This window comes from Pseudomonas sp. BN607, from assembly GCF_029871175.1.
Lineage (GTDB): Bacteria > Pseudomonadota > Gammaproteobacteria > Pseudomonadales > Pseudomonadaceae > Aquipseudomonas.
On sequence record NZ_SSOE01000044.1, the window covers coordinates 1 to 15,566 of the forward strand.

General features: G+C 66.6%; 1 protein-coding gene. It reads right to left on the reverse strand.

Annotation, left to right across the window (positions count from 1 at the left end; all coding sequences use genetic code 11):
- On the reverse strand, positions 1-15,386 hold a 15,386-nt coding region (locus tag E8E68_RS11445), incomplete at its 3' end, for a non-ribosomal peptide synthase/polyketide synthase (RefSeq protein WP_280341447.1).
- Between the last annotated feature and the right edge of the window lie 180 nt (positions 15,387-15,566).

Here is a 15,566-nt window from a genome sequence, read left to right on the forward strand (position 1 = left end):
TGCAACAGGCTGGCATCGGCCTTGGGCAGGGCCTTGCGGTCGAGCTTGCCGTTGGCTGTCAGCGGCCACCGGTCGAGCAGCAGCAGGTGCGCCGGGACCATGTAGTCCGGCAGCGCTTCCTTCAACTGTTCGCGCAGCTGCGCACGCAGCCCGGCCTGCTGCTCCAGCGCTACCTCGGCAGCGGGGATCAGGTAGGCCACCAGCTGCTGGCCGGTCGCGCCTTCCTGGGCCAGCACCAGGGCCTCGCGCACTTGTGGTTGCGCCTGCAGGCGGGCTTCGATCTCACCCAGCTCGATGCGGAAGCCGCGGATCTTCACCTGGTGGTCGATGCGCCCGGCGTATTCGATCACCCCGTCGGCGTGGTAGCGCGCCAGGTCACCGGTGCGGTACAGGCGCCCGCCAGGGGCACCGAACGGGTCCGGCACGAAGCGCGTGGCGCTCAGGTCGCTGCGCTTGAGGTAGCCGCGCGCCAGGCCGGCGCGGCCGACGTACAGCTCGCCGATGCAGCCTTTGGCTACCGGGTTCAGGTCGCCGTCGAGCACATACCAGGACAGGTCGGGGATCGGCACGCCCATCGGGCTGCTGGCCGCCTTGCCCAGGTCAGCCAGCGACAGCGGCCGGTAGCTGACATGCACGGTGGTTTCGGTGATGCCGTACATGTTCACCAGCTGCGGCTGGCGGTCGCCGAAGCGCTCGAACCACGGTGCCAGGCTGTTGACGTCCAGCGCCTCGCCCCCGAACACCACGCTGCGCAATGCCAATGGCCGCTGCGGCTCGGCCGTGGTGGCCACTGCCATCAGTTGCTTGAACGCCGACGGGGTCTGGTTCAGCACCGTGACCTGCTCGTCGGCCAGCAGCTGGTAGAAGGCCTCGGGCGAGCGGCTGGTGTGCTGCGGCACGATCACCAGGCGCCCGCCGTACAGCAGGGCGCCGAAGATTTCCCACACCGAGAAGTCGAAGGCATAGGAGTGGAACAGGCTCCACACGTCGTCGCTGCCGAAGCGGAAGTCGGCGTCGGTGGCCGTGAACAGGCGCAGCACGTTGCGCTGCGGCAGCAGCACGCCCTTGGGCTTGCCGGTGGAACCGGAGGTGTAGATCACGTAGGCGAGGTTGTCCGGGCTGACGGTGACCGGCGAGCAGGCCAGCGGGTCGGCCTGGCTGCTGTCATCGTTGCTTTCCAGGCTGAGCACGCGCACGCCTGCCGGCACCGGCAGGCTGGCCAGCACCTGGGGCTGGGCCAGCACGCGCTGCAGGCCGCTGTCTTCGATCATGTAAGCCAAACGGTCGGCCGGGTAGGCCGGGTCCAGCGGCACATAGGCACCGCCAGCCTTGAGAATGGCGAAGATGCCAACGACCATGTCCAGCGAGCGCTCGGCGGCCAGGCCGACCAGCACGTCAGGCCCGACCCCGTCGTCGACCAGGCGCTGGGCCAGGGCGTTGGCACGCTGGTTGAGCTGGGCATAGCTCAGGGCCTGGCCCTCGCAGGTGACGGCGATGGCATCGGGGGTGCGCTGTACCTGGGCCTCGATGCGGCTGTGCAGGGCCTGGTCGGCCGGGTGCTCGGCGGGGGCCGGGTTCCACTGGGCGAAGGTGGCCTGCTGCTGTTGCGCATCGAGCAGCGTCAGGCTGCCCAGCGCCTGGTGCGCCGAGGCCTCGACAATCTGCTCCAGCAACTGTCGCAGGTGCCCAGCCAGTTGCTCGACCTGCACGGCAGCGAAGCAGCCACGGTCGTAGCCGAAGGTCACCGACAGCGTCTCGCCCTGGTTGACCGCCAGGGTCAATGGGTAGTTGGCCTGCTCATGGTTGTGCACCGCATCGAAACGGAGCCCCTCGGGTGCCGTTTGCTGGAGGATCTCCGAGACCGGGTAGTTCTCGAACACCATGATGCTGTCGAACAGCCCCTCGCCGCCGTGACCGGCCCAGCGCTGGATCTCGAACAACGGCGTGTGTTCGTGTTCACGCAATTGCAGGTTGAGGCTTTGCAACGCTTGCAGCCATTGCACCACGGGTTGTTCCGGGCGCGGGCTGGCAACCACCGGCAAGGTGTTGATGAACAGCCCGATGTGCGCTTCGACGCCGCGCAGCTCGGCAGGACGGCCCGCTACGGTGACACCGAATGCGACCGCCGCCTGCCCGGTATAACGCTGCAACAGCAACAACCAGGCCCCTTGCATCAAGGTGTTGAGCGTGACCTTGTGCTGCCGGGCGAAATCGCTGAGCTGGCGGGTTTGCTGGCGATCACGCAGCAATACAACCTGCCCCTGCCCGGCTACGTCGGCTTCGGCCAATGGCTGGCCGGTCGCCAGGCTGCGGCTGAGCAGTGTGGGCTGTTCCAGGTCCGCCAGGCGGGCTTTCCAGAACTGCTCGCTGGCCTGCGCATCCTGGCGCTGCAACCAGCCGATGTAATCGCGGTAGCGCCCTGCCGGCGCCGCTGGGCGAGGCTCGCCGCGGGCCTGGGCACCGTATTGTTCGAGTACCTCCCCCAGCAGCTGCGAATAGCTCCAACCGTCCATGAGGATGTGGTGGTTGGTATCGATCAGGTGGTAGCGATCGTCGCCAATGCGGATGACCTGGATGCGCTGCAGCGGCGCTTTACCCAGGTCGAACCCGCGCAGGCGTTCGGCGTTGGCCAACTGGTCGAGCGCGGTGGGCAGCTCCCGCCGCTCGCGCCAATCCTGGTACACCAGCGCCACGGCCAGGTGCTTGTGAATGACCTGCAACGGTTGCTGCTGGCCCTGCCACAGCACACTGGCGCGCAGCACCTCGTGGCGGTCGTAGACTGCCTGCCAGGCGGCCCGCAGCCGTTCGGCATCCAGCCCCTGCACATCGGCACGCATCTGGTTGATGTAGTCACCGCTGCCCTGCTCGTACAGCGAGTGGAACAGCATGCCTTGCTGCATCGGCGACAGCGCGTAGATGTCTTCGACTTGCGCCGCCGGTACCGGCAACGCATCGAGCTGGGCCTGGCTCAGGCCCGCCAGCGGGAAGTCCGAAGGTGTCATGCCCTGTTCACCGGCCTCGTTGGCCTGCAGGCAATGCTCGACCAGGCTGCGCAGCTCGCGCCCGTAATCGTCCGCCAGGCGTTGCACGGTCTGTTCGTCGAACAGGTCGAGGCTGAACGTCCAGCCCATGCGCAGCTCGCCGCCATAGACCTGGCCATTGAGGCTGAGCCAGTTTTCCAGCGGCGCGTCAGCGCTCTGTTCGGCGCCGACGCCCAGCCGGGAAGGTTGCAGCAAGGCATCACCGGCGCCATCGAAGCTGGCGTCGAACTGCCCCAGGTAGTTGAAGGTGATGCGTGGTGTTGCCAGGCCTTGCAGGGCCTGACGCTGCTCGTCACTGCCAAGGTAACGCAGCACACCGTAACCCAGGCCTTTGTTGGGGATGGCGCGCAACTGCTCCTTGACCTGCTTGATCGACGCGCCCAGCTCGCCCTCGACGCGCAGGCACACCGGGTACAGGCTGGTGAACCAGCCGACGGTTCGGCTGAGGTCAAGGTCGGCGCACAGTTCTTCGCGGCCATGCCCTTCCAGCTGAATCAGCGTCGCGGCCTGGCCGCTCCAGCGACCCACCACGCGCGCCAGCGCAGTCAGCAGCAAGTCGTTGACCTGAGTACGATAGGTGGCCGGAGCCTCTTGCAGAAGCTGCCGGGTCACTTCGCGGTCAAGTTGCGTGCTGACCGTGCGCGCACGTCGGCGTTGTTGCCCGGCGCCCGGGTGGTCGCAGGGCAGCTCGGCGTGGTCGTGCTGCAACTGCGCCTGCCAGTACGCCAGCTCGCTGCCAAGCCCTGCGCTGCCAGCATAGGCTTGCAACTGCCCGGCCCAGTCCTTGAGCGAACTGGTCTTGGCCGGCAGCACCACCGTTTGGCCCGCCACGCATTGACGATAAGCACGCTGCAAGTCTTCCAGCAGGATTCGCCAGGACACCCCGTCGACCAACAGGTGATGGATCACCAGCAACAAGCGCTGGCACTCGCCCGGTTGCGTTACCAGCACCGCACGCACCAGGTCGCCGCTGCCCAGGCACAGGCTGGCCTGGGCCTGGTCGCACAGTGCCTCCAGCGCCTGCGCATCGGCACAGTCACGCTGCCACAACAGCGCGTGGCGCACGTGCGCTTCGCCGAAGCTGGCGCGCCAGCCCTGTTCGCTTTCGTCGAACTTCAGGCGCAAGCCGTCATGGTGCACCACCAACTGGTGCAGGGCGTGTTCCAGCCGGTCGGCATCCAGCAGCTGCAGGGCGTCCAGCAGCACCGACTGGTTCCAGTGATGGCGCTGGGGAATAGCCAGCGCGAAGAATTCGGCCTGGGCCGGCAGCAGGTGCAGCTCACCGCTGACCGGGCCCTGGTCGATCTGCTGCTGAGCGGCACCCCGCCGAGCGACACGCGCCAGGCCCTGCACCGTCTGCTGCTCGAAAACATCTTTGGGGCTGAAGGCGATGCCGGCCTGGCGGGCGCGCCCGACCACCTGGATGGAAACGATCGAATCGCCACCCAGTTCGAAGAAGTTGTCGTCCAGCCCCACCTGCTCAAGCTTGAGCACGTCCTGCCAGATCGCGGCCAGCTGCTGCTCCAGTTCACTGCGCGGGGCAACATAGGCCTGGCGTGCCTGACTCATGTCCGGCAGCGGCAGCGCCTTGCGGTCTACCTTGCCGTTCGGCGTCAGCGGCAGACGCGCCATCAGCACCCAGTGCACAGGTACCATGTAGTCGGGCAGACGGGCTTTCAGGCTGGCTTTGAGCTGTTGCTTGAGCGCGTCGGCAGCCACAGCGTCATCCGCCACGCAATAGGCCACCAACTGCGGCCCGTTGGCGCCGGGCTGGGCCATCACCACCGCCTCGCGTACCTGATCGCTGTCGAGCAACGCGGCTTCGATCTCGCCCAGCTCGATCCGGAAGCCGCGGATCTTGACCTGGTGATCGACCCGGCCGACGTATTCCAGCACGCCGTCGGCACGGCGCCGGGCCAAGTCGCCAGTGCGGTACAGGCGCTCGCCGGGCGCCCCGCAAGGGTGCGGAATAAAGGCCTGGGCAGTACGCAGAGGGTCGCCGACATAGCCACGGCCCACGCCGGTTCCTGCCACGCACAGCTCTCCGGTGACGCCCAGCGGCGCCAGCTCCAGCGCGGCGTCCAGCACATACAGGCGGTTGTTGTCGGTCGGGCTGCCAATGGGCAGGTACACGCCTTGCGTGCTCGCCAGGTCGACGCGGAAGAACGCCACGTCATCGGAACATTCGGCCGGCCCATAGGCATTGACCAGCCCGACATCGGGATAGCGCTGCAACCATTGACGAGCGAGCTCCGGCGCCAGCGCTTCGCCAGTGGGCAGCATCCAGCGCAGCGACGGCACGGCAATGGCCGGGGCCTGGAACATACCCTGGATCAACGACGGCACACTCTCGAGCACACTGATGCGCTGCTCGCGCACCTGCTGCAGCAAGGCTTCGGGATCATGGGCCAGTTCGTTTGGCACAATCTGCACACAGCCGCCAAACAGTGGCGCTGCAAGGAACTGCCACACCGAAATGTCGAAGCTCTGCGACGCGGTCTGGGCGATCACGTCGTCCGGCCCCAAGCCCAGGTAAGGCACCTTGCTCAGTTGGTTGTTGAGCATGCCCGCCTGCTCGACCATCACCCCTTTGGGCTGCCCAGTCGAGCCCGAGGTGTAGATCACGTACGCCAGGTGCTGCGGGCCACTGTAGCGCTGCGGATCGTGCTCGGCGCTGCCAGGCCGGTCGAGGGTTTCCAGCACCAGCAGCTGCGGCCGCCGTGCTTCGTCCAGTGCGTCCAGCAAGGCCTCGGCCTGCGCCTGGCACGCCTCGGTGCAGAGCAACACCGGGGTGCGGCTCAAGGCGACGATATGGCTCAGGCGTTGTTGTGGCAGGCCAGGGTCCAGTGGCAGGTAGCCGGCGGCGGCCTTGAAGGTGCCCACCATCATGCCCAGCAGCTCAAGGCTGCGCTGCGCCAGCAATGCCACTGGCTGGTCAGGCCCGACCCCCAGCGCAATCAGCCCATGGGCCACACGGTTGGCACGGCGGTTGAGCTCGCTGTAGCTGTACTGCCGGTCGCCGCAGCCCGCAACGACCGCCTGCGGGGTACGGGCCACCTGCGCTTCGAACAGCTCGGCATAACTGTGCTGCAGCGGGTAATCGGCAGCCGTCTGGTTGACGTGCTGCAACAGCCCTTCGCGGGTGGCAGGGGCTACCAGGCAGAACGCGCCCAGGCAGCTGTCCAGCGGCAAGCTCAGGCACTGCTGCAGCACATGCTGGAAGTTGTCGGCCAGCGCAGCCAGCGCCGGGCGCTGCAGATGCTCCAGCGCATGGCTGTAGTGCAACTGCAAGGTCTGCCCTTGGCTGATCGACAAGGTCAGCGGGTAATGCGTCTGTTCGCGGCTGTAGACCTCACCGAAGCTCAAGCCTGCCGGGGCACCCTGCTGCAGTGCCTCGGAAACGGGGTAGTTCTCGAAGACCAGGATGTTGTCGAACAGGGCCTCGCCGCCCTGCCCGCTCCAGCGCTGGATGTCGAACAGCGGGGTGTGTTCGAACTCGCGCATGGCCACGTTTTGCGCCTGCAGCTGCTGCAGGAATTGCGCGAATGGCAGCTGCGGGGCCGGGCTGGCAGTGACCGGCAAGGTGTTGATGAACAGGCCCACCTGCTGCTCGATGCCCTTGAGCGCCGCCGGGCGCCCGGCAACCGTAGCCCCGAACGTGACGCTGTCCTGCCCGGTATAGCGTTGCAGCAGCAACAGCCAGGCCCCCTGCAGCAAGGTGTTGAGGGTGACCTTGTGTTGGCGCGCCAGTGCCACCAGCTGCCCGGTGGTGGCGGCATCGATCACCTGCACATGCTCGGCGTAGCCCTCCCCTGCTTCGGCCTGGGCCTCGTAGGCAATGGCCTGCGCCAGGCGGGTGGGCCCTTGCAGGTCGCGCAGGCAGTCTTTCCAGAACGCTTCACCGGCAGCGGCGTCCTGCCGGCCCAGCCAGCCGATGTAATCGCTGTAGCGGCTGGTGACCGGTGGCAATGCCGAGGGCTGCCCGTCGCCCAGCAGGGCGTACTGGTGCAGCACTTCGCCCAACAGCTGGGAGTTGCTCCAGCCATCCATGAGGATGTGATGGCTGGTATAGAGCAAGTGCTGCCGGGCCGGACCAGTGCGCACCAGCGCCAGGCGCAGCAACGGCGCCTGGCTGAGGTCGAAGCCCTGCTGGCGCTGGTCGAGCGCCAGTTGCTCGAGGGCAGCCTCAAGGCCTTCGCGCCCCTGCCAGTCGTGCACCACGAACGGCAGTTCAACGTGTTTGCGTACCACCTGCAGGGCCTGCTCGTGTTCCCAGTGGAACTGCGTGCGCAAGATATCGTGGCGCTGCAGTACAGCCTCCCAGGCACGGCGGAAACGCTCGACATCCAGGCCGTCGACATCGACGCGCATCTGGTTCACGTAATCCCCCGCCTGCTGCTCGTACAAGGCGTGGAACAGCATGCCCTGCTGCATCGGCGCCAGCGGATAGAGGTCGGCGATCTCGGCCGCGGGCACTGGCAGTTGGTCCAGCTGGGCCTGCGACAGGCGCGCCAGCGGGAAGTCGGACGGCGTCACACCGCACACCCCCGGTGTGCAGCAGTGCTCGATCAACGCCTGCAATTCGCGGGTGTAATCTGCGGCCAGGCGCTCAAGGGTGGCGCTATCGAACAGCTCGCGACTGAACGTCCAGCCCAGGCTCAGCTCACCGCCGTACACTTGGCCATTGAGGCTCAACAGGTTGCCCAGCGGCGCCTGCGCGTCGTGATCGGCGCCCTTGTCTTCCTTGGCCGGCACGAACAGCGCTTGGGCCTGATCGAAGCTGCCATCGAACTGGCCCAGGTAGTTGAAGGTGATTTCCGGCAGCGGTACATGGCCCAATTGCTGGCGCGCCTCGGCGCTGCCCCATTGGCCCAGCACACCGAAACCGATGCCGTTGTCGGGAATGCTGTGCAGGTGCTGCTTGACCTGCTTCAAGGTGTGGGAAAGCTCACTGGGCACCGCCAGCTTCAGCGGGAACACCGTGGTGAACCAGCCGAGCGTGCGGCTGAGGTCCAGGTCGTCGAACAGCGCTTCACGGCCATGACCTTCCAGCAGCACCGACACTTCGTCGCGCCCGGTCCAGCCTGCAATCACCCGCACCAAGGCTGCCAGCAGCAGGTCGTTGACCCGTGTGCGGTAGGCGGCCGGCGCCTCGCGCAGCAGCCGCTCGGTCCAGGCGCGGTCCAGGCGGCTGTAAACCGTGTGGGCGTGGCACTGCTGATTGGCTGCGGCCAGGTCGCTGACCTGCCGACGTGGCAGTGCGGCGCGCCCCTGCAACTGCTCGCACCAGTAGCCAAGCTGGCCCTGCATGTGCGCTGCATGCCCCTGCAAGCGCTTGGCCCATGCCTGCATGGAATGGCTCTTGGCGGGCAGGTTCGGCTGGTTACCCGCAAGCAGGGCAGCGTAGGCCTGTTGCAGGTCCTCCAGCAGGATGCGCCATGACACCCCATCCACCACCAGGTGATGAACGACCAACAGCAAGCGCTGGCTGCCGTCCGCCAGCGTTGCCAGCAAGGCACGCAGCAATGGCCCGTTTTCCAGGTCAAGGCTGCGCTGCGCTTGCTCGAGCAAAGTGTGCAACCCACCTTCATCATCCACCGCGGCCTGCCACAGCAGTGCCGCCTGGGCGCACTGTGCGGGGCTGCGGTAGCGCGCCTTCCAGCCATCATCGGTGGGCGCAAAGCTCAGGCGCAAGGCATCATGGTGCTCGACCAGGGCGTGCAGGGCCCGCTCCAGATCAGCAGCGTTCAAAGGCTGCCGTGGTTCAAGCAGGATCGACTGGTTCCAGTGGTGACGTGCCGGAATCTCCTGGGCAAAGAACAGCTGGTGCACCGGTAGCAGCACCTGCTCGCCACTGAGCGGCCCCTGGTCGGCTTGCACCTCGCATGCGCCAACCTGGGCAACGCTGGCCAGTGCGGCCACGGTCTGATGCTCGAACAGATCACGGGCACTGAACAGCAGGCCGTCCTGACGCGCCCGACTGACCAGCTGGATCGAGATGATCGAGTCACCCCCGAGCTCGAAGAAGTTGTCACTCACGCCCACCTGCGGGAGCTTCAGCACGCGCTGCCACAACGCGGCAAGACGCTGCTCCAGGGCATTGCGTGGCGCCACGTAGGCCTGCTGCAGGGCGCTGAAGTCGGGTGCCGGCAGTGCTTTGCGGTCGAGCTTGCCATTGGGCAGCAACGGCAGTTGCTCAAGCACCAGCCAGTGGGTCGGCAGCATGTAGTCCGGCAGGCTCTGGCGCAGCGCCGCCTTCAGCTGCTCGCGCTGCTCGGCCGGCCCGTGTGCGGCAATGCTATCGGCCAGCACCAGATAAGCCGCCAGCTGCTTGCCGCTTGGGCCGTCGACGGCTACCACCACGGCCTCGCGCACCTCGGCGCAGGCCAGCAGGCACGCCTCGATTTCGCCCAGTTCGACACGGAAGCCGCGGATTTTTACCTGGTTATCGATCCGCCCCAGGTAATCGAACTGCCCGTCGGCGCGCAGGCGAACCTGGTCACCGGTGCGGTACAGGCGCGCACCCTCGGAGCCAAACGGGTCGGGCACGAAGCGCTCGGCCGTCAGCCCCGGGCGCCCCAGGTAGCCGCGGGCCAGGCCGGCACCGCCCAGGTACAGCTGCCCGGCCACGCCTGCTGGCAGCAGGCCCAGGGCGGCGTCCAGCACACACGCACTGCGCTCGCCGACAGGCTGGCCGATCGGGGCATAGGCGCTGTCGCAATGATCCCCGGCGCGGGTACGCCAGACCATCGGCGTGACCACGGTCTCGGTGGGGCCATACCCATTGATCATCACCTGGGGTTGCAGGCTTTGCTGCACCCGCTCGTAAGTCGCCCGCGGCATGGCATCGCCGCCAAAGCTGTAAAGACGAACCGGTGGAGGGTTACCGGCATGCGCCGCATGCTCGGCCAGCTGTTGCAGGTAGGCCGGCGGGAATCCGGCCATGGTCACCCCATGCCGGCGTATCTCCTCGTAGGTGCGCTCGGGGCTCCACAGCTCATCGTCGCGCAGCAGCAGGCTGCCCCCCATGACCAGCGAAGTCAGCCAGCGTTCATGGGCACCGTCGAAGGCAAACGACAGGAAATGCAGCTCACGGTCCGCCGGGGTCATTTCGTACCATTGGCCAGTGGCCAGGCAGTGCATGGCCAGCGGCCCGTGTGCGACCGCAACGCCTTTGGGCTGGCCGGTAGAACCCGAGGTGTAGATCACGTAGGCCAGGTTTTGCGGGCTCAATGCCACGGTGGGCGCATGGTCGGCGCCCGGCTGCTCAACCCGTTGGTCGAGCAGCAGCGTACGAATGCCGGCCTGCACGTCCAGGCCCGGCAGCACCCGGCTGTGACTGAGCAACAGGTCGATGCCGCTGTCCTGCATCATGTAGGCCAGGCGCTCTGCCGGGTACTGAGGGTCGAGCGGCAGGAACGCGCCCCCGGCCTTGAGAATGCCCAGCAAACCGACAACCATGTCGAGCGAACGCTCCAGGGCGATGCCCACCAGCACGTCGGGGCCGACACCCAGCGCCCGCAGGCGGTGTGCCAGCTGGTTGGCCCGAGCCTCGAGCTGGCCGTAGCTCAATTGCTGGTCGCCGACCAGCAACGCTACCGCTTGCGGTTGGCGCTGGGCCTGTTCGGCAATCAGCTGGTGGACCGCCGCCGGCGCGGCCGCGAGCCCCGCCTGTTGCCAGCCCTGCAACAGGGCCGCCTGCTCCTGGGGCGCCAACAACGGCAGCTCGCCGACAGCCTGGGCTGGGTCGGCGGCAAGGCCGCGCAGCAAGTTGCACCAGTGCTCAGCCATGCGTTGCAGGGTAGCGGCTTCGAACAGCTCGGCAGCGTAGAGGAACGACACGTTGATCGCCGCGTCGGTCTCCAGCGTTTCCAGGGTCAGGTCGAATTGCGCGGTGCCACCCTGCAGGGTCATTTCCTCGGCATGCAAACCTGCCAGGCTGGAGCTGCCAACCTGCTGGCCGGCAATGCTGAGGTGGTTGTACATCACCTGGAACAGCGGGTTGCGGTCCAGCGAGCGTTGCGGGTTCAAGGCTTCGACCAGGCGGTCGAACGGCAGGTCCTGATGCGCCTGGCCGGCCAGCGCCGTGGCCTTGACCTGGCTGAGCAGCGCCGCGCCGCTCATGGCCGGGTCGACTTCGACGCGCATGACCAAGGTATTGACGAAAAAGCCCAGGACGTTTTCCAGCTCTTGCCGGCTACGGTTGCTCACCGGTATGCCGATGCGTACATCGGGCTGTTCGCAGTAGCGTTGCAACAACAGGGCAAAAGCCCCGAGGAACAGCTGGAACAGGGTCAGCTCATGCTCACGCGCCAACTGCCGCAAGCGCTGCGCCAGTTCGCTGTCCAGGGCGAACGCGACCCGCCCCAGGCGGTGGTCTTTCAGCGCGCTGCGCGGGTGGTCGATTGGCAGCTCCAGGATAGGCTGCTCGCTTCCCAGCTGCCCGCGCCAGTAGTCCAGTTGGCGCTGGAGCTCGCCCTGCTCAAGCCAGTGCTTGTGCCAGGCGGCGTAATCGGCGTACTGGATCGGCAGCTTGGCCAATGCCGGCGCTTCGCCCCGATGCAAGGCCTGGTACAGGGCAACGAACTCACGCACCATCACGCTCATCGAACCACCATCGGAAATGATGTGGTGCAAGGTGACCACCAGCAGCTGGTCCTGCTCGCCCAACTGCAGCACCCTGGCGCGCCACAACGGGCCGGTGCCGAGGTCGAACAGCCGCTGGGTCTCGGCCACTACCTGAGCCTGTATGTGTGCCAGCTCGGCCGTTGCCGGCAGTTGGTCCCAGGCCAGCGGTAGTTCACCCGCAGGCTGGATGCGCTGCAGCAACACGCCATCGCGCTCGACGAACGTCGTGCGGAAGGCTTCATGGCGTTCGCAGAGGATCGCGAAGGCCTGGGTCAATGCGGCACGATCCAGTTCGCCACGCAGGCGCACGACCATAGGTGTGTGGTAGGCGGTGCTGTGCGGCTGCATCTGCCAGAACAGCCATTGCCGCTGCTGGGCGTGCGACGCGACCAGGGGCTGGTCACGCGGCACCGCTGCGATCGGCTCGACGTGCTGCGCGCCAGCGCCCAGTACCTGGTCGGCAAAGCCCTGTAGCGAGTTGCTTTCGAAAAGGCTGCGCAACGGTACGTCACGCCCCAGGATGCGCCGGACCCGGGCGATGATCTGTGTCGCCAGCAGGGAATGCCCACCCAGGGCGAAGAAGTTGTCATCAAGCCCTACCTGGGCGACGTTCAGCACGTCCTGCCAGATCAGCGCCAGCTGCTGTTGCAAGGTGGTCTGCGGGGCACGGTAGGCCTGTGCCGGGCCTTCGTCAGGCACCGGCAAGGCACGCAAATCGAGCTTGCCATTGAGTGTCAGTGGCATGCTGGGCACTGCCATGAAGCGGCTCGGCAGCATGTAGTCTGGCAACTGTCTGGCCAGCGCCGCTTGTGCGTCGGCAAGCACCTGCGAGGCGTCGGCCTGGCTGTCGGGCACCACGTAGGCGACGATACGGGCCGCGCTGCCAGTGCCGTGGATAACGGCCACGGCGTCGTGCACACGGGGCTGGCGCTTGAGGGTGTCGGTGATTTCCCCCAGTTCGATGCGGTAACCGCGAATCTTCACCTGATGGTCGACCCGCCCCAGGTAATCGACCTGGCCGTTCGCCAACTGCCGCGCCAGATCGCCGGTTCGGTACACGCGGCTACCGGCGGCCCCGAACGGGTTGGGCACGAAGCGTTCAGCGGTCATCGCCGCGCGGCGGTGATAGCCTCGCGCCACCCCTGCACCGGCAAGATACAGCTCGCCCTGGCAACCGGTGCTCAGCGGTTGCAGCGAAGCGTCCAGCACATAAGCCTGCATGTTGGCCAACGGCCGCCCAAGCGGCACACGCCCCGTCGCCGATGGCGCCTCGACCGCATCGGCGAGCGCGCCTACGGTGGTTTCGGTCGGGCCGTAATGGTTGAACAGCGTGCAGTGCGGGGCCAGCTGCGCCAGTTGGGCCATCAGCCCGGCGGGGCAAGCCTCGCCGCCCAGCACCAGCGCACGCTGCGGCAGTGCCCGGGCCGGGTGCGGGCCATCGAGCAATGCCTGCAGATGGGAAGGGACAATTTTCAGCACGTCCACCGCGTGTGCGTGCATGTAGGCGGCGAAACGCTCGGCGTCCAGGCTGATGTCCAGGGCAATCACATGCAGGCAGCTGCCGCTGCACAGTGCGCCGAACAGGGTGGTATGGCCAAGGTCGGCCGCCAGCGTGGAGACCACCGCCATGCTCGCAGCCTGGCCCAGCGCAAGGCGCTGCAGTGCCGCCTGGACGTAGTTGGCCAGGGCGCCATGGCTGATGGTGACACCCTTCGAACGCCCGGTAGAGCCCGAGGTATAGATGGCATAGGCCAGGTTATCGGCATTCACCCGCGCAGGCGGAGCCGCTGTGCTGAAGCGCGCCAGCGCCTCTGCAGCCTGGTCGAGCACCAGGTAACGCACAGGTGTGTCCTGCGGCAGGCGTGGCAGCAGCGCCTGCTGGGTCAGCAGCAGCTGCACACCGCTGTCGGCCAGCATGTAGGCCAGGCGCTCTTGCGGGTACTCCGGGTCGAACGGCACATAGGCACCACCGGCCTTGAGGATCGCCAGCAGGCCAACGATCATCTCCACCGACCGTTCGACGGCAATACCGACCAGTACTTCAGGCCCGACGCCCCACTCGATCAATTGGTGCGCCAGCTGGTTGGCATCGGCATCGAGTTCGGCATAGCTCAGTTGCCGGTCGCCGAACACCAGTGCCGGGGCCTGCGGCTGCTGCGCCACCTGCGCGGCGAACAGCGCAAGTACGCTGTCGACAGCGAACTCGCTGGCTGCCGGTTGGCTGGCCTGCAATAGCCGCTGCCGCTCGCCGGCCCCCAGCAGCGGCAAGTCGCCGATGGCCGCCAGCGGGTCAGCGGCCATGGCCTGCAACAGGTTCAGCCAATGGCCCGCCATACGTTCGATGGTGGCCGGGGCAAACAACTCGCTCGCATAGGTGAATGCGGCCTGCACTTGGCCGTCCCGCTCCACCGTATCGAGGGTGAGCTCGAACTGGACACTGCGCTCGTGGCGCTCCAGTACTTGCAGCTCAAGGCCTGATTCGCTGCGTAAGGCGCCGATGTCGGCGACGTTCGCCTGATGGTTGTGCAACACCTGGAACAACGGCGTATGGCTGAGGCTGCGCTCGACTTGCAGGCCTTCGACCAAACGCTCGAACGGCAAATCCTGGTGGCTCTGGGCCGCGCGGGTGGTTTCGCGGATATCGGCCAGCAATTGGGCGACGGACATCTGCGGGTCGAGCTCGGTGCGCAACACCTGGGTATTGACGAATACGCCGATCAGCCCCTCGACTTCTTCGCGATTGCGGTTGGCGACCGGCACCCCGACACGGATGTCCTGCAGGCCACTGTAATGTTGCAAAAGCAGCTTGAAGCCGGCCAACAGCACACTGAACAAGGTAACCCCTTGCTGACGCGCCAGGCCCGACAGTCGCTCGCTGAGGCCCTGTGGCACCGCGATGGCCAGGCGCTGCCCCTGGCGGCTGGCTTGCAGCGGCCGGGGGTAGTCGGCAGGCAACTGCAATACCGGATGCTGGTCGCCCAGCTTGGCCTGCCAGTAGGCCAGCTGTCGCGCTTGCTCCCCAGCCTCCAGCCAGCGCCGCTGCCACAGCGCGTAGTCACTGTACTGAATGGGCAACTCAGGCAGCTCCGGCGCCTGCCCGCTAACCAGGGCATCGTAGCCGTGGACGAATTCCTGGATGAGGACGTTCATCGACCAGCCATCGGCGACGATATGGTGCAGGGTCAACAGCAGTACGTGCTCCTGGGCCGCCAGCTTCAGCAAGCGCACACGAAACAGCGGGCCGTGCTGGAGGTCGAAAGGCAAACCGGCTTCGTCCCGCACGGCCTGCGCCACAGCGGCGTCACGGGCCTCGCCGGCCAGCGCCTGGAGGTCGTGTTCGTCTATGACGATGGCTGCTGGCTGCACCACTTGCACCACGTCGTCGCCCTGAGCCTGGAACACGGTGCGCAGGGCCTGGTGACGCTGCAGTACCTGCTCGAACGAGCGCTGTACCGCCGAGGTGTCCAGCGCCCCTTTCAGCACCACCGCACTGGGCAGGTTGTAGGCGGCACCGTGGGGGTCCAGCTGCCACAGAAACCACATGCGTTGCTGGGCATAGGACAGTGCGTGGCGATCGTCGACGGCGACGTCTGCAGGGATCGGGAATTGTGAAAAGTCGATACCCTCGCTGGCCAGGGTTTCGAGAAACAGCCGCCGCTTTTCCACCGGCAGCTCAATGAAACGGCGGGCGAGCTTCAGGGACTTCTCAACATTCATCTGGTTTCATCCGTGCACATTGGTTTCGAGTAACAACTCGGCTATCCCTACGAAACGGATGGAGCATCGGGAAAATTAACCGCGCACGGCCACCGGCCAAGGCTGGCGCGGGCGGCCCTGAAGGTGCTGCACACGACCAGCGGTTTTCCGGTTTGCCGACGCTCGCGCGTCATAAGGGTA